This window comes from Ktedonobacter sp. SOSP1-85, from assembly GCF_016587415.1.
Classification (GTDB): domain Bacteria; phylum Chloroflexota; class Ktedonobacteria; order Ktedonobacterales; family Ktedonobacteraceae; genus Ktedonobacter.
Window position 1 is genome coordinate 4710129 of the sequence record NZ_BNJI01000001.1, and the last position, 22582, is coordinate 4732710.

15 protein-coding genes and 1 pseudogene are annotated in these 22582 nt (G+C 54.4%); 12 read left to right on the top strand and 4 right to left on the bottom strand.

The annotated features are described in order from the left end of the window. Positions 1-83: 83 nt before the first annotated feature. Both KTE_RS19765 and KTE_RS19770 read left to right on the top strand, forming a co-directional pair. Positions 84-1067: a GNAT family N-acetyltransferase gene (locus KTE_RS19765; RefSeq protein ID WP_201383831.1), complete on the top strand. Its 984-nt coding sequence runs from the start codon at positions 84-86 to the stop codon at positions 1065-1067. A gap of 270 nt (positions 1068-1337) precedes the next feature. Beyond that, the gene (locus KTE_RS19770; protein ID WP_201383833.1) at positions 1338-1976 is read left to right on the top strand and encodes a GNAT family N-acetyltransferase; all 639 of its coding nucleotides are present in this window, start codon (positions 1338-1340) and stop codon (positions 1974-1976) included. Positions 1977-2308: 332 nt separating this feature from the next. On the opposite strand, the gene KTE_RS19775 is transcribed toward KTE_RS19770, so the two are convergent. Beyond that, a complete protein-coding gene (locus tag KTE_RS19775; RefSeq protein WP_201383835.1) occupies positions 2309-4837 on the bottom strand; it encodes an ABC transporter substrate-binding protein in 2529 nt (842 codons plus the stop codon). Positions 4838-5658: 821 nt separating this feature from the next. Here KTE_RS19775 and KTE_RS19780 point away from each other — a divergent pair. Then, complete coding sequence (locus tag KTE_RS19780; RefSeq protein ID WP_201383837.1) at positions 5659-5814, top strand: hypothetical protein; 156 nt, start codon at positions 5659-5661, stop codon at positions 5812-5814. Between the two features lie 76 nt (positions 5815-5890). On the opposite strand, the gene KTE_RS19785 is transcribed toward KTE_RS19780, so the two are convergent. Both KTE_RS19785 and smpB read right to left on the bottom strand, forming a co-directional pair. Continuing rightward, a complete protein-coding gene (locus tag KTE_RS19785) occupies positions 5891-6259 on the bottom strand; it encodes a VOC family protein (protein WP_201383839.1) in 369 nt (122 codons plus the stop codon). A 39-nt stretch (positions 6260-6298) separates the two neighbouring features. Continuing rightward, positions 6299-6793, bottom strand: a complete 495-nt coding sequence (smpB, locus tag KTE_RS19790; protein WP_201369060.1) for an SsrA-binding protein SmpB — start codon at positions 6791-6793, stop codon at positions 6299-6301. A gap of 446 nt (positions 6794-7239) precedes the next feature. Here smpB and KTE_RS19795 point away from each other — a divergent pair, with 446 nt between their 5' ends. After that, the gene (locus KTE_RS19795) at positions 7240-9564 is read left to right on the top strand and encodes an MMPL family transporter (protein ID WP_201383840.1); all 2325 of its coding nucleotides are present in this window, start codon (positions 7240-7242) and stop codon (positions 9562-9564) included. Next, positions 9564-10664 (top strand): lipocalin-like domain-containing protein, encoded by a 1101-nt coding sequence (locus tag KTE_RS19800; RefSeq protein ID WP_201383842.1) that lies wholly within the window; start codon positions 9564-9566, stop codon positions 10662-10664. Before KTE_RS19795 ends, KTE_RS19800 begins: the two co-directional genes overlap by 1 nt. Before the next feature lie 86 nt (positions 10665-10750). Here KTE_RS19800 and KTE_RS19805 read toward each other — a convergent pair whose 3' ends face one another. After that, entirely contained in the window at positions 10751-12478 is a 1728-nt protein-coding gene (locus KTE_RS19805; protein WP_201383844.1) for an alkaline phosphatase D family protein, read from the bottom strand. A 693-nt stretch (positions 12479-13171) separates the two neighbouring features. On the opposite strand from KTE_RS19805, the gene KTE_RS19810 reads away from it, so the two are divergent. From KTE_RS19810 to KTE_RS19840, 7 genes and pseudogenes are all read left to right on the top strand, one after another. After that, positions 13172-15913: a GAF domain-containing protein gene (locus tag KTE_RS19810; protein ID WP_201383846.1), complete on the top strand. Its 2742-nt coding sequence runs from the start codon at positions 13172-13174 to the stop codon at positions 15911-15913. 177 nt (positions 15914-16090) lie between these two features. Continuing rightward, the gene (locus KTE_RS19815; protein ID WP_201383848.1) at positions 16091-16828 is read left to right on the top strand and encodes a response regulator transcription factor; all 738 of its coding nucleotides are present in this window, start codon (positions 16091-16093) and stop codon (positions 16826-16828) included. A 518-nt stretch (positions 16829-17346) separates the two neighbouring features. Then, complete coding sequence (locus KTE_RS19820) at positions 17347-18756, top strand: DUF4388 domain-containing protein (protein WP_201383850.1); 1410 nt, start codon at positions 17347-17349, stop codon at positions 18754-18756. Then, positions 18756-19124: pseudogene (locus KTE_RS19825) on the top strand (PleD family two-component system response regulator); the annotation flags it as partial. The gene KTE_RS19820 and the pseudogene KTE_RS19825, both read left to right, overlap by 1 nt. A gap of 208 nt (positions 19125-19332) precedes the next feature. Further along, positions 19333-19698, top strand: coding sequence for a response regulator transcription factor (locus tag KTE_RS19830; RefSeq protein WP_201369053.1), 366 nt, complete (start codon positions 19333-19335; stop codon positions 19696-19698). Positions 19699-19795: 97 nt separating this feature from the next. Then, entirely contained in the window at positions 19796-20389 is a 594-nt protein-coding gene (locus KTE_RS19835; RefSeq protein ID WP_201383852.1) for a chemotaxis protein CheW, read from the top strand. A 55-nt stretch (positions 20390-20444) separates the two neighbouring features. Beyond that, positions 20445-22559 (top strand): methyl-accepting chemotaxis protein, encoded by a 2115-nt coding sequence (locus tag KTE_RS19840; protein ID WP_201383854.1) that lies wholly within the window; start codon positions 20445-20447, stop codon positions 22557-22559. Positions 22560-22582: the final 23 nt, after the last annotated feature.

The window sequence follows — 22582 nt, forward strand, 5'->3', positions numbered from 1 at the left end:
GCGAGCAAGTCCATGCCAGCATGGACCCAACAACGTCAGGTGGTGCGGATGCACATAACATTAGAAAGGAACTATATAGATAAATGAATATACAGCAATTGCCGCACGAATACCGTGCGCGCTCTCTGAGAGTGGAGGATGCGGCCGAGGTGACACGGCTCTGTAATTTAGAGGAGCTTGCCACCGAAGGGAAGGCGGAGCTCACTGAGGGCGACGCCATCCGCTTTATGACCATGCCAGGACTGGACCTGGAGCAGAATAGCCTGGCGCTGTTAGATGACCAGGGGCGCATGATCGGCGCTGTCATACTGTACCACACGCTGCATATGCAGTTTGAGCCAAATCTCTTTGTCGATCCGGCACTATATGCGTCAGGTCTCGCTGACTATCTGCTGGCCTGGGCTGAAGAGCGCAGTCGCGCCTTGATGAAGCATGCCGAACCAGGTCTGCGCGTGACGATGGGTGTAGGCACCAGCGTGAAGCGAACAGCCATCTGCCAGGTGTTTGAGCGCCATGGCTTCCAGGTCATTCGCCACTCATTGCGCATGGGTATCGCACTGGATGCCCAACCAGCTGAAGCGAGCTGGCCCGAGGAGGTGCAACTGACGACATTTGAGCCGGGGATGGAGCGCGCTATCTTTAATGCCGAAATGGAGTTTTTCCAGGATCACTGGGGCTTTATGCCGCGCGACTACGAGGAGTGGCGGCACTTCAATATCGCCTTTGACGAACTTGATCCATCACTCTATTTCCTGGTAAAGGCTGGCGAGGATATTGTCGCTATGGCTCTCTGTCGCCATGAGCACGGTGAGGGCTGGGTGAATACCCTGGGAGTGCGGCGCTCCTGGCGGCGCAAGGGATTGGCCCTGGCGCTCTTGCAGCAGGCCTTTGGCGAGTTTTACCGCCGAGGTATCCAACATGCGAGCCTCTACGTTGATGGGCAGAGTCTGACGGGGGCCACAAAATTATATGCACGCGCGGGCATGCATGTCACACGGCAATCCGCGCAGTACGAGAAGGAACTACGGGCAGGGAAGGAGCTAAGAACACAGACACTGGCGGTCTAAATAATGCATTCACGTGTTTCGTAGGGTCCATGCTGGCATGGGCTTGCGAGCGCGGTGACGTTTCGGGCGCGAGAGTCCATGCCAGCATGGACCCTACATATTTGTGGCGCGTCTATCAGACCGCTCCCTGCCTGACTCTTTCTCCATTGCAGCTCTCGAAAATGATATATGGTAGCGCATAGGTTTGGGGGAAGCCAAACGCATCCTCGCTGACGGATGGAGAAAACAATGATTGTACGTCTACATAAACTGGCGGCAAGATGTCCCAGGATGACAGATATACAGGCGGTAGCCGAGTTGTGGAGCATAAGTAAACGTAAGGATATGAACTTAGTAGTGATGACTGAGGAAGACGTACAACGTAGATGGCAGAGAGATGGTTTTTACCTGGCGCAGGATGCCTGGGTGATAGTTACTACCCAGGGGTGTGTGGTCGCGTATGCCGATGTGCAGCGTGAGGAGGGGCAACTGGGGCTTGAGTTCGCCCTGGTGGTGCATCCCGCGTACAGGGGGCGCGGTATTGGAACCTTGCTGCTGCGCATGGTTGAGCAGCGTGCGCGTGAATTGACGTATGGCTTCTCGACCGGAGAGCAGGTGGCGTTGTGTGCCACAGTACATAGCCAGAACAGGCTGGCGAAACAGCTCCTAGAGCGTGAGGGCTATACAGCGTCTGAGCCCTTCTGGCGCGTCTCGCTGGAGCGCGATGATACCCTGCTCCAGTCCTTGCAAGAGCCAGAGCAGGAGGAGCCGCTGACGATGGATCTCTACGTCGATGCCTCACAAGCCCTGGCGAGCCGCGTCATTGCCGGGCGCGCAGATTCCCATGTCGCGCAGCAGTACGAGGTCTACCAGCGGGTACTTCGTCCAGCAATAACTAATGCCATGTTGCGGGAAGAGGTCGTCTGCTAACGCTATAGATAGTCTATAGAAGCGTCAGGGAGCTATAGTACCTTGTTGCTGGTACAGGCTGGTGAGAGAACACATTCCCATTCAGTAACAGGGGCGCTTTATCTGTAGTTTGTTGGCAAGGGCTTGAGAGTTTCTTGGGCCAGATGGCACAATGAACGGATGTGAGCATACTCACAAGGTTGAGACAGCGGGTCCTTCGCGCTGTTGACAAAGGGTAATCCCGCGCAGAAATTCATGAAATAGCGCTCTAGCTAGTATCAATTTCATATGTACTGGCTAGAGCGCTGTCACGCTGGTCGGGCTACGCTATGCGATTATGTCGTGTTGCGTTATTAGCGGAATGTACCGATGACATGCTGCAATTGGATGGCATTACGATTGTTGCTTGAAGCGACTTGTAAGACAACCATTGCTTTATCAATCGGGTTCCCTCGATTATCGAACAGAATGCGTCCACTTACGCCCTGAAATGCCGGAGTTGTACCCTTTCCCAGAGAGGCTAGAGCATCACGGGTGGCCTGGCCTGTTACCTCTCCATGGATCAGCGAGATGGCTCTGGCAATAACCTGAATAGCATCAGTCGCGAGCATCGAATCGTTTCCGGGTGGGGGAGCGTTATTGTTTGCTACTCCTGAACTGCTATAGAAATTGTTCCAATCGCTGAAGAAGGCTGGTTGCTCTTTCTTGGGGATACCTTGAAGATCCCATTCGTCTGGAGCGCAATAAGCCGTAAAGATCAGGTGCCGCATATCTTGTGGAAACTCTGTAGCAATCTGGGCATCCGGCCCATTTCCTTGCCCTATAACGAGGTTTGTATCGACGCCATCACCGCCTAGAATATTGAGATTGGCAAGGACTGTGTTGTTTGGGGCAATTCTTATCGCATTACCGAGGGCATGTGCCAAGCGTATCCCATCAATGCTGTATCCCGCAATGAAAATTAGATTGGCTTCATGAGTCTGAGCATCGGTGATTACCTTCTGAAAATCAGTGACAGTTGATGTCGATTCCTTGAAATAGTCGCCTGGGCTGTTAATTACCTGTATGCCAAGTTTTGTCGCGCTGGCACTAAATGCATCGGCTAATGACACACTATAGGGGTCGGTAGAGTCGCGTGAAACGAGGATTGTTTTGGCATGCAATTGTTGTGCTGCCGTTTTAGCCAGCAGGTTCCCTTCTATGTCATCAGGAGGATCTATGCGGAAGAAATAGGGACTGCTACCACTCAGTTTTACACTGGAGGCAGGCGATACTATCGGTAAATGTGCGGAAGTAATAATGTCAAGCGCGTTGATGGTCTGGGAGCTAAAGGGCCAGCCTTCTACGCTAACGATGTGGTCTGGATTTCCAGCCTTACTAACGCGGTTCGCAACAAATTGTGCCACCGTCGCTACATCCGCCCGGTGTGCTCCACAACTATCAAGCAGAATGCGCAATTTCAGCCCATGACCAAGCAATCCGTTTTTGTTGATCTCGTACTGGGCAATAAAGGCACCTTGCGTGTCGGGCCTGGCCCGTAGTAAGTCGTCAGCGCTCTCATCAAACGCGATGCCGAGCACAATTGTGACATAGGGCGAATTACTCTGGAGCACGTGCAGATTTTCGTTATAGATCTGGACCTCCCCATCCGTTGGATCTGCTGAAACCGCCTGAGAGAAGAAGTTAATTGCGTTCGCCAGGTCATTGTGCTGTAGCGCCTGGGCTGCTTGCTGTTTTAACGCAACATCACTGCGACCTGGATATGTGTCAAAGACGAATCGACCATCACTGATGCCGATTCCTTGCTTTGTGAACGTTTGCTGCTCTAATGCCATCTCATCGCGCCAGGCTGTCTGCTGAGTGCTTTTCCTTTGTGCTGCTTGATTGGCATTATTAAGGATGGGGAGCAGGATCGTAAAGAGAAGAGCAAGAGCAGCGCATATCCCTACTACGGTGAATATGATGTTGCGTCGCCTTCCTCGCGGCGAAGGTTTGCCCTCAGGTGGAAAAGGCCTGTTAAGCTGAGGAAGCTCTGAAACGGGAGGGTAGGATGCAATCAGGTTTCTAAGATCCTGTAACATATCGGAGGGAGTTGCGTAACGTTGAGGGACTGAGAGGCGCAATCCTTTGGAAAGCGCAGCTTCCATCCCCAAAGTGACTACAGGGTTCAGGCGGCGGGCGGGAGGATAAAAATGGATCAAGCGTTCCCTGGGATCAAAACCTGTAACCGCATGGTGTAATGTCGCGGCAAGTGAATAAAGGTCTGATGATGGCTTGATATCGCCTCGTACCTGCTCTGGAGCCGTGTAACCTGATGAGATACTGTCCTTAGTAAGCGGTTTTAGTGGAAACAAGGGGATATAAATAAGGGATACCTGATGTGTTGATGGGTTGACAATAACCGTCTCTGGACTGATGGCACCATGTATTACTGGCGGCCGCTGGCTAGCGAAAACCTCTAACATTTGGCACACTTGTCGTCCATATTCAGCAACATCGCGTTCCGGTATTGCTCCACCCTGCCGTTGCATCAGAGACGCAAGGCTTTCTCCTGTGGGATAGAGTAGAACGATATAATAGGATTTGTATTCATTAAATACCTCAACAACAGTTGGGAAACATGGATATTGAGATAATTGTGTCAAACGGAGCACAATGGCTTTGATGGCTTGCCACGCCTCTGCCTCTGTTTTATCGGGGAATGCCATTCGATAGAGGAGGACACGGTTTCGCGCGGAACGCGTATCAGTTGCAGACCACGCGATCCCTTGTTGATTCTTGGGGAGGACGACCTCTTCTATCAAGCGATAACGTCCTTTGTGCAGTACATCACCACGCATCAAAGTAAATTCACCTGATTCTATCGGGGGTGCCGGTTTCATATGGATAGATCGAAGTTGCCTATTACCTGAAGAGGTTGATTCCTGATGATATCCACAACGTGGACAGGTGCCATTCTGGTCATTTCCAGTAAAGGTGCAGCGTGGACAACGCATAACTTCCTCCCAAATCCGCTCTCTGTATGAAGAAAGCGTGTAGGCCAATCATATAAAGCCAAAAGATCTCATAGGAAAAGGAGGTGCATAGAGTTGCAGGTACCAGTACACAGAAAGCTCCTGGCTTTTCCTTTTGTTACCCTCCCTATAAACCTGCGCATAAAATAGGTGGTGGCTATGGCTTGCTAGCGAAAAAACGTTTAATTGATAAAAGTATGCATAAAAGATACAGAAATGTCTATCTAAGAGAAAAAATACCTATGTAAAAATACGTATTCTTTATAGACCATAAGGGTACTGGTATCTTGAGTGTGCACTAAGCGGCTTAAACCGGTTCTTAATTTTTAGAGATAAAATTGCATAAAATGCGGATCCACTGTTAAAGAGGGAAATGCTTTCTCTTGTAAGGCTGTTTTTTTGTTTGTGGTATAACGGGGATGCAATGGAGTGCAGCGCTTCTCGGTGAAGTGACTTCTCTCCAGGTCGGAGAGCAGTCACTTTTGTTTAAGGGATGAAGACCTGTACTCTGTGCCTGCTAGCGATTTGTGTGTGCGCCATTTTGACAATACGCGGCTTGATCTTACAGTCTGACTAAGCGAGGTAGCCGTCCCTTATTTTGCATGTACTAATAAGGCTCTCGTTTGCGTCATAAAGAGTAGTAATATGATAATGTGAAGGCTGTTTCTTCCTGGAGAGGTTTTGATACTATGCTGGTTTCCGCGACGCTGGCCCTGATGACCGCAAGCAATACTGGTGGCGAGCGCGCCTGGCTTACGGTGATGCTTATCGTAGGTGTGCTCTTTATCGTACTGGGCTGCGCAATCGCCCTCTTTACCCTCTACACCTACCGCAAAGCCCGTTAGACCTGGCACCCATTGCCTCAAGGATAATAAAGAAGTGTCGATGGCGCGGGGGAGCCGCGCCATCGACACTTCTTTATTACCCTTGAGGCTCAATCATCTCGAAGCGGTTGCCGAAGGGATCGCGGGCCTCAAAGCGCGCGAAGCCAGGGATGGGCACGGATTCCAGCACTTTAATTCCATACTCTTGCAGGTGAGATTGCCAGGCCGCGACATCTTCGACCTGGTAGGCCAGGTGTGCCTTGCTAGCTGTGCGGTCGACGCCATCCTCCGTGCCAACGTGTACCTGCCGGTCGCCGACCTGGAGCCAGAAGCCGCCGCGTCCCTGAAGCGACTCTGGTTTCTCAATCTCGGGCAGGCCCAGGATATCGCAGTAGAACTTGCGTGCCCCCTCCTCGGCTCCTTTGGGGATCGTTATCTGAGCATGATGTAATCCTTCAATACGCATACAGGTTATCCTTCTTTTCTAAGGGATGCTGGAAAAGCGTTAGCGGCCCCTGACGATACGCTCAATATCACGCCTGACGTCGCGCTCAGCGATGCTCTGGCGCTTATCGAACAATTTCTTACCTTTACAGAGTCCCAGCTCAAGCTTTGCGCGTCCACGCTTCATATAGAGCTTGAGCGGGACCAGGGTCAGGCCCTTTGTCGCCACGCGCTGGCCCAACTGCTCGATCTCGCGTTTATGCAGCAGAAGCTTGCGCTTGCGTAGCGGCTCATGGTTATAGCGGTTACCATGCTCGTAGACCGCGATATGGGCGTTCTCTAGCCAGACCTCGCCATTGCGGATGATGGCGTAGGAGCCGCGCAGGTTGACCTTGCCATCGCGAATCGATTTGATCTCGGTTCCCACCAGCGAGATGCCCGCCTCAATCGTGCTCTCAACGGTATAGTCATGGTACGCCTGCCGGTTGACCGATACGACCTTGGAGTTCTCCTGCTGAGCCTCTTCTTTTTGTTTGGTTGTGCTTGCTTTTGCCATGCGTCTTCTTCCTCCTCAACACAGGTCGTCACACTGCCTGCTAACAAGCAAGCAGGAACACTGTGGTCTCTCTCCACTCTTTTACACGTGTGAGTAGGCCACAGGAGGTCTCTGCGATACGCCGAACGGGGAAGTGGCAAAAGCTTCTCCCTGCCGCCTTCCCGCCCCTGGCGCGTGCAAAGACCTGAAAATGGGATAGGGTTATTATAGTATGTGCCTGCGGCTAATACAACTCTACCTTAACAAATACGTGTAGCGACGCTCCATCTACCACTTGTCTCGGGGATACTCATAAGCGCTATACTATTTGAGATTAGTTGTCGCAAATACCCTTTTGTTGGGGGATAGGCGTCAAGAAGCCGAGGGTGGGTGATGGGCTGGTTGGGGGAGGGTTTCTTTTTCGCGTTCACACGTTCACAAGAGTAGAGGTACAAGAGGTACTTGGTATGTTCTATGCTATTGGTAAGCTGGCGACCCGCTATCGCTGGTGGATCGTCGGGGTGTGGCTGCTGGCCGGGCTGCTGGCCTTGCCGTTCGCTCCGCGCGCCAGCTCGGTTCTGCGTTCGGGCGGCTTCTTTGATCCCAATGCGGAGTCGCAAAAGGCGATTGATCTTTTAACAAGTAAGCTGCATCTGAACCTGACGACCGTCCAGGTTATTTATGATAGTAAACAGTATCGCGTCGAAGATCCCATTTTTACGCAGAAGGTTGAGCAATCGCTGGCCCAGGTGCGGAACTGGTCGATGGTGGGAGGCGTGGTCAGCTATACGGATAATCCGCGCCAGATCTCGCAGGATCGCCACGCGGCCTATGTCAATGTGGTGCTGAAGACCGATGCCGATACCGCGCCCAAGATTCTGCCGCAATTAGAGCAGCGCCTGCGTCATGTGGATGGCATGACGTATCACGTCGGTGGCGGCGCGGTCTTCTATGAAGATATTCAGCAGGTGAGCGAGAACGATCTACGGCGCGCCGAGTTGCTGGCCTTTCCCTTCGCGATCATTGCCCTGCTGCTCGTCTTTCGCTCCGTGGTGGCGGCGATTCTCCCCGGCCTGGTCGGTGGCTTCGCCGTGGTTGTGACTCTAGCTATGCTCTTTGGCCTGGGGCAGGTGACCGATCTCTCCATCTTTGTACTTAATATTACCACTCTCTTCGGCCTGGGCCTGGGCGTCGACTACTCGCTCTTCATCGTCAGCCGCTTCCGCGAGGAACTGGCGCGTGGACGAGGTGTGAATGAAGCCACGGTTCTCACTATTGCGACCGCAGGCCGCGCCGTGGCCTTCTCTGGCCTGACGGTCTCGATTGGCCTCTTTGGCCTGACCTTCTTCCGCATCAACATGCTGCGCTCGGTGGGCCTGGGTGGTATGCTTGTGGTGCTGCTGGCAGTCGCGGCGGCCCTGACGCTGCTCCCCGCGCTGCTCTCAATCCTCGGCACGCGCATCAATGCCTTCCCGGTACGTGTTCCACGCCTGTGGCGACGCAGGCAGGCAGCACAGGACGACCATCATGGCTTCTGGTATCGCCTGTCGCAGTTTGTGATGCGCTACCCGGTGCGTATTTTTGTGAGCGTGCTGTGCCTGCTGGTGGCGTTTGGTCTCCCTTTCCTGGGAGTACGCTTCTCGGCGCCCGATGCCTCGATCCTGCCTCCCTATGTCCCCTCGCGCGAGGCGTATGATATGTTGCAGCAGCGCTTCAACCTGCGTGAGACGACGCCGATTATCCTGGCGGTGCAGACGAAGGGCGATGTGCTGAGTGACCAGAATATTCGCAACCTCTACGCGTATACCAAGCGTATTGAGGCCGATCCACGTGTACAGCGCGTGGATAGCATTGTGAGCGCCGATCCGCGCTTTACCCTGGATCAGTATGAGCTGCTGTATCATAATCCCAAACTGGTGACCGACCCCTACCTGGGCACGTTGCTCAAGTCGACCGTCTCGGGGAATACGATGCTGGTGCAGGTGGTGAGCAAGTATGAGATGAACGATATACGCTCACAGGAACTGGTGGTCACGATTCGCAATACTAATCCAGGGAATGGTATCCATGTCCTGGTGGATGGCGGCTCGGCGGCGGACTACGACTATGTCACGACGCTCTACACCGACTTTCCCAAGGCCGTATTGATTATCTTCGCTATTACTTACCTGGTGCTCTTCCTGCTCTTCCGCTCGCTGGTGCTGCCACTCAAGGCTATTCTGATGAATACGCTCTCGATTCTGGCCAGTTATGGCGCGCTGGTGATCATCTTCCAGGATGGCTTTTTGCACCAGTTCTTAAATTTCTCGCCCCTGGGCTTTGTGGAGGCGTCGAGTCCCATTCTGCTCTTCTGTACGCTCTTTGGCCTCTCGATGGACTACGAGGTCTTCCTGCTCTCGCGCATCCAGGAGACCTTCTGGCAGACGGGCGATAATACGCGCTCGGTGGCCCTGGGGCTCCAGCGAAGTGGCGGCATCATTACCAGCGCAGCGGTAATCGTGATCGTGGTGAGTGCCTGCTTCGCCACGGCTGATGTGATCCTGGTCAAGGCTCTGGGCGTGGGTATGGCTCTCGCGGTCTTCCTGGACGCGACCTTTGTGCGCGGCCTGCTCGTCCCCTCGACGATGCGCCTGCTGGGCGATTGGAACTGGTGGCTCCCCTTCAAGGGGGTGCAGCGCAAGCCTCCTACCCTCGATAAATATATGCTGGACGAGGACGCGGCGGCGCTCTCACTCAATGGACATAGCGAGAGTAAGGACGTGCAGGATATCAACGTAGGAGGGAAGCTCTAATGCAGAGGATTATTCAAGGACGCCGTGCCTGGAAGCTTGTTCTGCTCTCCGGGCTGCTGGGACTGATGCTGGCGCTCTCCTCCTGTACCTTTCCCGGCATGGTCTCGACCAATGCCCAGTTGCCAGCCTATGTGCCAGTTGGTGAGCAGAAGCCCTTGCCGCCGGTGCAGTTTCCCCAGGACGAGGGTTCGCATAATAACCTGACCGAGTGGTGGTACTATACCGGCCACTTCAATGGGCAGGATGGTCATCGTTACGGCTTTGAGTTCGTGATCTTCCAGGTCTCGCGCAGCGATCTGCCTCCACTCTTCGCCTCGCATTTTGCTATCAGCGATATCACGCGGGGTCAGTTCGCCTATGCTCAGCGCAATGTCATGCTACCGTTGGACAACTCAAAGCAAGCGGGCATTAACGTGGGGATTGGCGACTGGCGTATCCAGGGCCTCAATGGACACGACCGCCTGGAGGCCTCGATGAAGGACTATGCTATCAAGCTGGATCTCAACGGCGTTAAGGCGCCCACTCTGCACGATGGCAAGGGCCTGATCACCTATGGCCTGGCGGGCTACTCATACTACTACTCGCGCACGCGTATGCAGGTCAGCGGCACGCTGCTCGACCACGGCCAGCCAGTACAGGTCAATGGTCAGGCCTGGATGGATCACCAGTGGGGCAACTTCCTGACCCTCGGTAGCGGTGGCTGGGATTGGTATAGCATCCAGCTCAGTAATGGCGCGGACATCATGATCTACTTTATTCGCGATGCCACGGGGAAGGTCATCTCAACCTACGTGGGCTATACCGACGACAAGGGGCAGAGCATTGTCATTCCCCAGAATGCCGTACAGAACGAGGTACTGGACCACTGGCTCAGCCCGCACACGGGGATCAACTATCCCTCCGGCTGGCGCGTCTCCATCAACGACCCTCGCCTCAAGGTTGACCTGACGCTCACGCCCCAGCTCAAGGATCAGGAACTTGTCGTTACCAAGTCGACCGGCAACGTTTACTGGGAGGGCGCCGTCGATATCCAGGGCCAACAGAACGGCCAATCCCTCTCTGGTCAAGGCTACGTCGAACTAACTGGCTATACAAAATAATCTGTAGGGTCCAAGCTAGCTTGGACTGCGACCCCCTGCGCCTGGGTGTTGGCTTGCGGGCCTCGCAGTCCATGCCAGCATGGACCCTACAGTTTGAGACTTGCTGGCGTCTCTTCCTGGTTTGTGGCAGGAGACAGGTCTGCTTTGATCATGGGCAGTTCCAGGGAGGCGATTCTTGTCAATCCATCCTCACCGAGGCCAAGATAGTCGTGGGTCAGCTTGTAGCCGCCGCTGGTCTCTGGCTGGAGGGTCAGAATGGCCAGGGCGTCCTGGTAGAGGATGTCGTGCTTGACTGCTCCTGAACTGCCCTCTTCTCGCAGAGGCAGCATACGTGTGCGCAGGCCACCATAGCGCATGCCGTTGATCATTGACTGCCATTCGATCTTGCGCCGGTCCGAGGGCGCAAGCGCGTTCTGCAAGGGCGTACACACAAACTGGTAGAGGTGTGGTGTTCTCGCCGAGTTGGCCTGCGCTGAGACTCCGTATGAGAAATGCACATCTCCTGAAAGCACCAGGGCGGTGCCTGGATGTTGCTCAAGGAGTTGGAGCAGGCGTTGCCAACTGCGGGCGTAGAGCGGCCAGTGATCGAAGCTGGCCTTGCGCGCTACCGCTAGTTGCTGATGTGCGAACCAGTTTCCTATGCGCTTGAGCAAGCCTGGTTGGGCATGCCAGGGACGCAGGCCGGAGAGATATTCAATCATACCAATGAGCGGGGGAAGAAGCAGGGGAACCGAGGAGACCAGGAGCGTCACTGGAGAAGGGTTGCTCGCCAGCCACTGTTGAAGCTCGTCCATCTGTTGTTCGCCCATGATGGCGGTGGGCGCGTAGAGCGCTTCATCAGATGAGGTGAGCTGCGCGGTCCGCTCCGTGCGTGTGTTGGTGACAAAGATAGCGGGCTGTGTGGCAACGGTGTAGTGCCAGGGCAGAGTTGTGGCGCCGGTGAGCGCGGTACGTACGCAGGCCCGTAGATCATCCAGGCAATCTCTGCCACTCTGAAGCGCAGCCTGTGTCACATCCAGGAGCGGGTGTGTCAGCGTAGCGCCGGGCAGCAGATTGCCCCAGCCCTGGTAGAGCCAGTAGGCGACCAGCCCATCCACAATCGTCTGCTCTTGCCCCTGGCGTAGGGCCTCTTCTTGCCAGTTAGGCTCGGCGTTCCAGTTGTTGGTAATCTCGTGATCATCGAAAAGCATAAATGTTGGCAGCGCCGCCAGAGCCTGGCGTACATCCTCATGCGAGGACCAGGCATGTTGATAGAGCAGGGCGAACTCCTCGAAGCGCGAGGCTCCCTGGGCCAGTTCGGGCTGACGCGCCACCAGGCTGGGCGATGGCTGATCCGCATAGATCTGGTCGCCGATCATTAGCAGCAGGTGGGGCCAGTCCTGCTCGCGCTGCTCGCTATGTTCTCTAAGCCAGCGGCCAAAGGCGGCGAGCGTATCCTTCTCGGGTTGGTCAAGCTTGCGACAGGAGCCATATGCCACCCGTAGCGGCTGTTTGTTTGCCTCTCCAGGCGCCGCAAAGGTACGAAAGCCTTGCCAGAGAGCGGGCTGCGTAGCATTACCGTCATCAGCCTTATCCTCTACATGTAAGGCATAGGTATACCAGGTTGAGGGTAGCAGGCCGCTCAGGCGCGCGGAGAGATAGGCATGTCCGCCTGCCAGGAGTGTGCTAGCGGTGACCTGGACCGTTTCGGCCTCCAGATTGTGTAAGGGGGTGGCGCTAACGGTAACCTCGCAGGGGCGCGCGAACTCCGCCCAGATGACGACCTCGCTCGCCGTTGTGGCGCGTACGATTGGACCAATCAGCGGAAGGGCCATAGAATGTAATCCATCCTCTCATCGATAGCATATGTTCAAATAGCGCTCGAATGTGCTTCAGCTTATATTACGCCTGACTACGTTATTGGCGCAAGCAGGGTCATGCTCTTACATAAGACAGTGGTGAAATATCTTGGACGTATATGGCATACTGTGGTGCAATCTGGTATATAACTGGTAGTTTTTGCCCCTTTGGGCCGTTCTTTCTGACAAAGTATTCAGCGACTTCGCGGAAAATCGCGCTAAAGCTGGATAGAATGAAGACTCTTTCATAAAAATCTCTCTGTTAGGGAAGGGAAAAGAAGTTGGTCCTGCTATACTTGGATGAAGGCTGGAATGGCTTTACAAGGGGAATCGCCCATAAGCGCCATATACGCAGGGACGAAGAGTATGCCTGGGTACGCCGGTTCTTTATTGACGACAAAGCGCGATAGTATGGTATACTTTGAGGCGATGTTCTAGAGCTATTTGTATTTCATTTTCCATATGTACTGACAATGTAAAACAGATATTACATCCTTTTGTACGGAAAGCTTGTAATATCCCGCACTTGTAGTATAAGATTTGCATAAGAGGATTGGCGAGCGAGCAGGCCTTATAGATTGATAGGCTAGGTTGGTAGGCGAGGAGGGGGAGACAAGTCCTCTCGTTCCTGAGAATAGATTGTGTGGAGTCACCAGGATAGCTATGGATGTGAGAACAAATACATCAGCGGTCGAAGAATCGGCGATCATTGAGCGTGTTGTGCGTATCGTGATGAGCGTACGGGACGCGAAACCCAACTATGCTCTGCTGGCGGCAGAGCTAGAGCCGGCTATTCCCTTTGATGTGTTTGGCGTAGTGTTGTTGCGGCATGATCGCGAAGCGGTGCGTGTAGCGGTGTGTCGGCGTGAAGAGGGCGAGTGGCGCGTTTTTCCCCATCAGCACCCGGTAAAGGACTCCATGTTAGAGCGTGTGCTGGCCTCGCCCATGCTCATGGTAAACGACTATCCTGAAGGGCAGGAGGGGCCACCGGGAGAAACGGGAGACGCGCTCAGCGGGCACCCTCAACTGCGCTCAACCGTGATCGCTCCACTGGTTCTGGAGGATCAGCGTGTCCTGGGTACGCTCGAACTGGGTAGCTCGATCCCTAATACCTATGTCGATGAAACCCTGCAACGCCTGATTGGTGCCGTGGCACGCGTGCTGGCGGCGGCGATTGAGCGGGCGCAACTGGGTGGGAGCGCGGCCATCTTTGATCGTCAACGCCAGGCGCTTAAAGACGTGACCCGTGCCCTGACGCTGCGTATCGATCTGCCAACGATCCTGAACCAGATTGTCGAAGGCATTGCCAAAGCCTTAAACGTCTCGTCTGCCATCATTATGCTGGAGCAGCGCGACGCAGCGCTACGCCTGGAGGCGCAGGTGGGACTTGATGCGACCCAGTTTGAGGAGAATGTGCGGCAGAAAAAGCTAAGCGATGCCTGTATTCTCAGTCAGACTCTTCGCCAGCGGACTCCGCATGTCTCGGATGATATTTCGCGTGATGAGCGCTTCCCCGCCAGCCGTTTCTTCGCCGAAGAACTCGGCATGCATTCTATTTTATGTTATCCCCTCATCACAGGCACAACGGTGCTTGGTGCGCTCTTGCTCTGCTCGCCTGAAGCTGGCGGTTTTACCCCGCTCAAGGTCGAAATCCTCTCGCTCTTCGCCAATCAGGCGACCTTCGCAATCCACAATGGAATGATGCTCGAATCAGCTCATCAACGCAGCCGCTTCCGGCAGGCGCTTGAGCAGTTTGAGTTTGCTTATCGCCAGCGCCAGCAGGATGCATATATCAATAATGGGCATGGAGAGGTCCAAGGTGCTGAGGAGATGGCCCTCTTTGAGCGCCTGCGCGAGGAGACTGAGCGCTCCTATGGGGTAAGCCTGGACAGCGTGCTACGCTTTGTGGGCGAGTTTCTATTGACCAATAGCGAACTGAATTTGCAGGCCATGATCCATGCCGAACAGGGCTTGGGTATGGAGAGTAGAGCGCTTTCCGAAGCCGTGACAGTATCTGAGACATCAATCGCTCTCGATGAAGAGATGCATTCGGCGGAGCGGCTCAAATTCTCCGTCGAGCATGAGGGACAGGGGGAGGAGTCGGACGCCATGCATTGGCTCACCCAGGCGGCCGAGGATGCCCTGCGCGGCACGGGAATGCTCGGCGAGCTAAGCCCTCTTATAGTGCGTGAGAATGGCAAGGACGATGCCTGGCTGGCGGTGGACCTGGATGGCCATTGTATTTTTATGAATCCTGCCGCCCAGGCCTTGTGTGATATGCAATTATCAGGAAGCATGACCGCGCTCAATGCCGTCTATAACGCCTACAACTCCTACGAGCAGCGACTCTGGCTCTCGCGTCGCCAGCAACCAGAGGTCACCACGCTGGAGAGCGCCTTCGCCAAGCTCATGCCCCGCATGCGCAACGTGGACGAGGTGCGTCACTACCTGCATGATTTTACCCAGGGCACGAGTGAGACCCAGGAACTGCGCTGTATCCTGGCTGCCCGGCCGCTGCCCCAGGAGGGGGGCGAGAAGGGTGGTGGAAACTGGGGGCGGGCCAGGCGTGAGCTGGAAGGTAACTCCAACGATCACCACTATCACCTGACACGCCACGAGCTGCGTAATCGCGATGGCCACTTGATTGCCTATGTCTTGCAGGTGCGGGATGTGACGGAGCAGGCCCGTGATGAGCATAACCGCTCGGCTCTGCTCTCCTCGGTCTCACATGACCTGCGCACGCCGCTCACAACGATCAAAGCGGCGGTGACCGGCCTGCTCCAGGAGGATCTAGAGTGGGACGAAACGGATCGGCGTATCTTGCTGCAAGATATCGAGAACGAAACGGACCACCTGACCGTCCAGGTCAACGCCCTGGTCGAACTTTCACGCATCGAAATGGGGGCCCTGGTCTTACAGCGGACCTGGTGTGATGTCGTTGAAGTCATTTATGGGGCCTTAAACAAGCTGACACGGATTGTGGAGGCGCACCGGGTCAATGTGGTGATACCTGAAGGTATGCTTATGGCCTACGTTGATCATGTGCAACTGGAACGCGTATTTTATAATCTTATAGAGAACGCCGCGCGTCATAGTCCCAGGCAAAGCGTCATTACTGTGCAGGCAGACAATGTCGGGGATTTTTTGCGCGGCGCGGTCATCGGCTACAGCAAGAGTGGTATTCCTGAAGAAGAGAGCGAACGTGTCTTCACTGCCTTTTATAGCTCGCGCACTTACGGCAATGGTTTAAGCCTCGCGATTTGTAAAGGGATTGTGGAGGCACACCAGGGGAAGATCTGGGTCGAAACTATCCAGGAAGAGTCTTCAGGTGAGCGGGGGAGGCTCCCTGAAGGTGGGGCACACGAAGGCACGGGCCTGAGTTTCGTTTTCACCTTGCCCCTACATCCATAGCCGGGGCAGAGACACGTGACAGCCGTTTGTAGGGGCCAAGCTTGCTTGGACTCCGAGTGAAGCGACTTGTCCTGGCTGCAAGGAAGCGGCCTGCTGGCCAAAGAGTCCATGCCAGCATGGACCCTACGAGCCATTTAAGGAAGCAAACTACTAAAAAGTATCTCAGGGAGAGGCAACATGAGAGCGAAAGGGAAGCGCATACTCGTTGTAGATGACGAAGAGCCTATACAAAGGGTACTTCGGAAGAACTTGCTGGCCGGTGGGTATGACGTATTCGTGGCTGGAGACGGGCGAGAGGCGCTTGAGATGGTCAAACTGCACCAGCCAGACCTTATTCTTCTCGACTTGTGTATGCCTGGCGAGTTAGATGGCCTGGACGTATGTGTCGAGATCCGTCATCGCGGGCAGAAGCCACCCATTATTGTCCTCTCCGCGATGAGCGAAGAGCGGCAAAAGGTGCGGGCGCTCGACCTGGGAGCCGATGATTACCTGACCAAGCCCTTTGGTAGCGAAGAGTTAATGGCGCGTGTACGAGCCTGCCTGCGTCGCTCGCAATCGAATGAAGGCGAGGAGATACAGCAGGTGCCTGAGTTGCTCATCAGCGAGGATGGCTATCTCTACATGGACCTGGCGCGGCGCCTGGTGAAGGCTGGCAACAACGAAGTTCGTCTAACTCCGACCGAGTTTGAACTCTTGAAACAATTGATGCTCTGTGCGGGTAAGGTCTTGACGCATCGCGCGCTCCTGCGCGCAGTCTGGGGACCTGAATATGGCGAAGAAGCCGATTACCTGCGCGTCTATGTACGGCAGTTGCGCTTAAAAGTAGAGGCGAAGCCCTCTCATCCGCGCTACATTATTACCGAGCCTGGGATTGGCTATGTCTTTCGGGGGCAGGTCGAGGTCCGCAACGCCTAAGTGCCTATTCGGAAACCTGAGCGCGCTTGTCCCCGAATGGGGGAAGCGCTAGTCGCGAGAGCGACGTTGGTTTCCAGATAAGAAGTAATCGGTTAAAATCCTTAATGCAATCTTAACGATTTCGGCCCAAAAACCTGTAGCAAGCTGAGCGCGTTTAGTATACACTGTAGGGTATTGGGAATGATATAAAGGGGAGAGTTGGCCGAAAGCGGATAATGTGCTACAGTGCCTTGACCAACGCACAGGGAGCGTACCTCGATCAACAGGGATATATGTAAGGCCAGGCTTTCGGCTTGAAGGCGTACCGGGGATGCAGGGGAAGGTGGGAGTAATGAAGCTCCAGACCTGACGCATCAGGCTCCAGACCTGATGTATTATACAAAAAGACAAAAAGGCAAAAAGACGCTAATAATTTATTATTGAATGCTATTGCAAAACGCAACAATTACAGACGCAACTGCTTGTAAGGATCAAGAATGGGGCCTTACAAGCTAGTCGGCAAAGGAAACTAGGGACACATGGAGCAGCAAGACCGCATCATGGACGGAGACCTGCAAACGCTAGGACTCCAATCCATACTCAAAATGCTTGCGCTGAGTGAAAAGACGGGCAAGTTATTCGTATCATCTGGCTCGGATACGCTCTCGATCAGCCTGCGAAAGGGAAAGATCGTCGGGCTACACGAGGAAGGGGTACCACAACCAGATCTACTAGGCATGCTTTGCCTGATCAATAAACTTGATCCTCCTCGCGCCCAGGCAGTGCATGAGATAGCTCGTGGCAATGTGCAAATGTCGTTGCAACTGCTCGTCGAGCGTGGATGGATGCCCGCCAGCGAGATGCAGCGTCGGCTGGAATTTGCCGTGACGCAGTCGATTAGCCACGCGATGCGCTGGGTCAATGGGCGCTTCTCGTTTCATCGTCAACTTCTGCCAATGGATACAGCCATGCAGCCTCTGGATGTCGATTCCATCTTACTGGAGGCACTGCGCCAGGCCGATGAGTGGGAGACGATTGTCTCTGAGAGTGTGACTCAACTTACCCGTACCACGGTTGCTCGCTGGTCGCCCGAGGTCAAGCGTGACCTGCGCAGCCTGGGCCTGGGCCAGGAGTCGATTGAGATTCTCTGTCTCTGCAATGGCGAAATTCCTTTACAGGCCATCGCTTTTGTCGAGATGATGCCGGAGGCCAGGGTGGTGCAGAGCATGATGCAGCTCCTGGAACTGCACCTGATCGAAGTCGTCGACACAGCCCTGGAAAACGACCTCCAACGCGACCTCTCGAACATCATTATTCGCTGCCAGACAACGCTCCAGCGTTACCGCGAGGTAACGAACGTCGAACAGCTCCTGTTAAGCCTCATTAAAGCGCTCTGTGACTGCGTGAACGAATTATTTGTGCATCATGGCAGCTTCGCGCGTAGCCTGCGTGGGCGAGGACAGTTGCAACAGGTCGAGATCATGCGTTTTATCGAGCGCCGCTTTGTGCCACAGCTCCATGATCTGGCCAGGCGCCAGTTCCCCATCCTTGAGACCGCGACCTTCGTCAGTGGACAACTTGATTGTAGTGATATACTTACCCTCAATAAAGTCGTCAAGGGCGAGCAACTGGAAGAGTTTTATGGCGAGGCGGTCCTGGGCCTCTCAGCCTTCCTGCGCATGGTCTTTGATGCGCTGGTCAAAGATGAGGTAGGCAACTCCCATATGGGACGGCAGATCGCCATGGCCTGGCGTGTCCTTCTCTCCGAGATCGACGCCGAAATCCAAAAGTACCAGTTCTATCGCGCGCAAAAGAATGTTCAACGGACCAGGGGCCAGCAGGTACAGCAGATGCAGCCGGGTGCTCCGTTTGGTATTATCCAGGATAACCGTGTGGCGCAGAACGAGGGAGAGTTCTGGTCACCAGAAACGCAAAGGAGGACCATTTGATGGCAGCGGATCAACCTACAGTACTGGTTGTGGATGACAGTCCAACCGTGCGCAAGATTGTGCAGATGACATTGCAGAGGGAGAACATTCGCGTGATTACCGCGAGTGATGGCCTGAGTGCTCTGACCTCGGTTGCAGACGAGATGCCAGCCGTAATTCTGCTCGATATCCAGCTTCCTCGTATGGATGGGTACCATATTTGCCAGATTATACGTAAAAGCTTGCAGTTTCGCCAAATTCCAATTATTATGCTCAGTGGGAAAGACGGTTTGTTCGACAAAATGCGAGGCCGCCTGGCAGGTTCGACTGAATACCTGACCAAGCCTTTCGACTCCGCCGAACTAGTGCAGACAGTTAAAAAGCACCTGGTGAACTGGGAGGAACGTATGCCCGCCCGCCAGGAGCAGATGCGCCCACGCACGAGATACCGTCGAGGCTGATAATACCAGTAGATATCTGTGTTTAGTTTTACCGATCTTTGCTCATCTTGAACTCATCAGGTAAAGGGAAACACGGTATTATAGCCTTAAACTCCCATCACACTGGTATGGTATGTTTAGGAAAGGTTATAATAGGATGCCTGGGCAGAAAGTACTCGTTGTGGATGATAGTTGGACAGAGTTGACGATGATTGTGGCACCATTGCGCAATAGCGGCTTTGAAGTAGTGACGGCGGTAGATGGTGACGAGGCCTTCGAGAAGGTATTCAAAGAGCGCCCGCAATGTATCGTTCTGGATGTAGTGCTCCCAAAGCAGAATGGGTTCCAGGTTTGCCGAAAACTCAAAAGTATGGAGGTAAGCCGACACATTCCGATCATCCTGCTAACGAGCAAGAATACGCCGTTAGATCGGTCGTGGGGCTTGCGGCAAGGTGCAGACATGTACCTCACGAAACCATTCAAGGAAGAAGAGCTGGTTGCGAGTGTGCGCCGTCTCGTCTAGAGACAGGTGTATTGAGAAGAGCAAAGTCGGAAGAGCTTGAAACGAAAAGATGACATGAGCGCTACTCTGTGCTTTTTGTCACACGGGGAGTGGTTTAGTGTCTAGCGATAAGCAAAATTTGTTACAACGCGATAGGCTTGCTGCCATTCAACAATTACGTGAGCGCATGGTTTCAGCGACCTCCATGCAGGCCGCAACTGGTATGCCCGGAACGGAAAGTGCCCCCACGGTTGTTGGTGAGCAATATCTGGTCTTCTCTATCGAGAACTTTGAGTTCGCTGTGAAGGCTGGTCAGGTACAAGGTGTGGAGCGCCTCGGCGAACTTACTCCTGTGCCCAATGTCGCGGCGTGGGTAAAGGGCGTGATGAACTTGCGTGGCTCAATTATTTCTGTAGTTGATTTACGCCAGTTTCTAGAGCTAGGGATATCATCGCCTACTGCCCGCACGCGTCTGTTGTCGTTGCAGGAAAATGACATGGTAATTAGTTTCATTGTTGATAGTGTGAGCGAGATGCTTCCCGTGCCTGATACGGCTATTCTCAATGGAAATATGCGCCAGGCTACTCTTCCCCATTGGGCAGCCCCCTATGCTGCTGGGTGTGCGTTGTTGTCGAATCGCGTGCTGGTTTTACTGGATGTGGCACGCCTACTCTTCTCCGAAAAAATGCAGCGCTATGAAGCCATAGGCTAACGGGTCCATGGTGTCCAGCTTGAGGTCGATCGTAAATTTCTAGGAGGTCTGGCGGATGAATCCTGATCGCAACAAGGGGTCTGTCGACGGTATCATGCAGTGGAGTATAGTCAGTTCACTGCTTGTCACGTTGCTGGCCTTCGTGGTCTTAATCATAGTATCTCTACAACAAACAAACGGCGGCTCTCTGTTTGGCTGGATCATTGGGGTTGCCATTGTTGTGTTGCTCACTATCGGCGTTATTAATTATTTAATGCAGAGACGTATTAAAGATCGTGTGCAATCCCTGGTAGAAGTCTGTCGCGAATATGCGAATGGAGATCGCAGCGCACGCGTGGCGGTCAGCGGAGATGACGACTTTGCTGTCCTGGCGATGTCCATTAATTCCTTGCTTGAGCAGCCCGGCGTGGGCGGCAATGCCAGCCTGGGAAGCGCCGGTAGCGATGCCGCGGCCCTACAGGCACAGATTGAGAAGCTGCTGCAAGAGGTAAGCGCAGTTGGTGATGGTGATCTTCGCGTACAAGCTGAGGTAACTCCAGATACCCTGGGTGTGTTGGCGGACTCATTTAACTATATGATCGAAGAGCTTGCGAAGGTCGTCGGACGTGTGCAGTCAACGGCGGTGCAGGTCACGAATGCGACCCGCCGTATTCTGGATCGCTCCAATGAACTGACCCAGGCCTCCGAGGCCCAGGTGGCGCAGATCTCGCAGACAACCGAGGCCGTTGAGGCCCTGGCCGTCTTTATTCAAAACGTCGCCAAAAACGCTCAGCAGAGCGTGGAGGTATCGCAGCAGGCGCTGCGTAACGCTACAGCCGGCCAACAGGCCGTGCGTCAGACGATTGAAGGTATGATGCTCATTCGTGAGAACGTGCAGGATACCGCGAAGAAAATTAAACGCCTGGGTGAGCGCTCCAACGAGATCGGCGAAATTGTGCGTATCATCGAAGATATCGCTGATCAGACAAACTTGCTGGCGCTGAACGCCGCTATTCAGTCTGCGATGGCTGGTGAGCATGGTCGCGGTTTCGCGGTCGTTGCCGATGAGATCCGCCTCCTGGCTGAGCGTTCGACCGAGTCAACCAAGCGTATCGCGACTCTGGTCAAGAGTATTCAGGGCGATACCTACGAAGCGGTTGTCGCTATGGAAGACAGCACACAAGAGGTTGTCAAAGGCTCACAGCTCGCGGATAATGTCGAACGTTCATTGAACTCTATCTACGCTGACGTTGAGCGCCAGGCGCAGATGATTGAGAACATCGCCCACGCCGCGAACGAGCAGACAACTGTCTCTGAGGCGGTGGCGGTGGCCATGGGTCGCATCTCTGAAATCACGCGTCAGACGGACGCCGGTACCCAGGAGGCCGCGGTCAGCGTGAGCTACCTGGCGGAACTGGCGGAACAACTGCGCGCATCGGTGTCAACTTTCCGCTTGCCTGAGCACGCCAATGAGGCTGCGGGTGGCTCCTTCCCCAGCATGTCTTCGCTCGCTGAATTGCCCTCGGGCAACGATGGCTTCGGTGTGCCCGGCATCGCCGGTCCTGGTGGAGATATGGGTTGGGGCGACAACCAGGGCTTCCCTAATGCCTTCCCGCCTCTGCCTGAGCCGGACAACGACTCACTGATTGCGCTGGGCTCGCGCTCTGGTGCCAGCGGTTTTAATAGTCAGCCTGACTTCGGCGATCCTATGGGTGGCTTTGGTCAGCCCGATCAGTTCGGCGGCTATAATAATAGCCAGCAAGGCTATAATGGTCAGCAAGGCTATAATAGCCAGCAAGGCTATAATAGTCAGCAAGGATTTAACGGACAGCAAGGATTTAACGGACAGCAGGGATTTAACGGACAGCAGGGATTTAATGGACAGCAAGGCTTTGGCGACTTCGGTGGTGGTATGGAGAATTCAGGAGGATTGAATAATGGCTTTGGGCGTCCTCAGACCTCATTGCCAGGCATTGGCGCCCCGAATTCGGGTGCCTTCCCAATGCCACCCAATACCCCTCCCGGGTCCTTCTCTCAGCCTGGTTTCCAGGGTCCTGCCTCACTACCCGGCTATCCGCAAGACCAGCCTAATGGGCAACAGCGGCAGCCACAACAGCCGCGCTGGTCATCAAGCGAGCAGAATCCCGACCAGTATCGCTTCGGTCAGGATCAACCGCCCTTCCAGCGATAACGGCTACGTGCTTGTAGTGAAAA

Coding starts and splice junctions, on each gene's coding strand:
- KTE_RS19765 (WP_201383831.1), top strand. CDS start 84: ATGAATATACAGCAATTGCCGCACGAATACCGTGCGCGCTCTCTGAGA.
- KTE_RS19770 (WP_201383833.1), top strand. CDS start 1,338: ATGACAGATATACAGGCGGTAGCCGAGTTGTGGAGCATAAGTAAACGT.
- KTE_RS19775 (WP_201383835.1), bottom strand. CDS start 4,837: ATGAAACCGGCACCCCCGATAGAATCAGGTGAATTTACTTTGATGCGT.
- KTE_RS19780 (WP_201383837.1), top strand. CDS start 5,659: ATGCTGGTTTCCGCGACGCTGGCCCTGATGACCGCAAGCAATACTGGT.
- KTE_RS19785 (WP_201383839.1), bottom strand. CDS start 6,259: ATGCGTATTGAAGGATTACATCATGCTCAGATAACGATCCCCAAAGGA.
- smpB (WP_201369060.1), bottom strand. CDS start 6,793: ATGGCAAAAGCAAGCACAACCAAACAAAAAGAAGAGGCTCAGCAGGAG.
- KTE_RS19795 (WP_201383840.1), top strand. CDS start 7,240: ATGTTCTATGCTATTGGTAAGCTGGCGACCCGCTATCGCTGGTGGATC.
- KTE_RS19800 (WP_201383842.1), top strand. CDS start 9,564: ATGCAGAGGATTATTCAAGGACGCCGTGCCTGGAAGCTTGTTCTGCTC.
- KTE_RS19805 (WP_201383844.1), bottom strand. CDS start 12,478: ATGGCCCTTCCGCTGATTGGTCCAATCGTACGCGCCACAACGGCGAGC.
- KTE_RS19815 (WP_201383848.1), top strand. CDS start 16,091: ATGAGAGCGAAAGGGAAGCGCATACTCGTTGTAGATGACGAAGAGCCT.
- KTE_RS19820 (WP_201383850.1), top strand. CDS start 17,347: ATGGAGCAGCAAGACCGCATCATGGACGGAGACCTGCAAACGCTAGGA.
- KTE_RS19830 (WP_201369053.1), top strand. CDS start 19,333: ATGCCTGGGCAGAAAGTACTCGTTGTGGATGATAGTTGGACAGAGTTG.
- KTE_RS19840 (WP_201383854.1), top strand. CDS start 20,445: ATGAATCCTGATCGCAACAAGGGGTCTGTCGACGGTATCATGCAGTGG.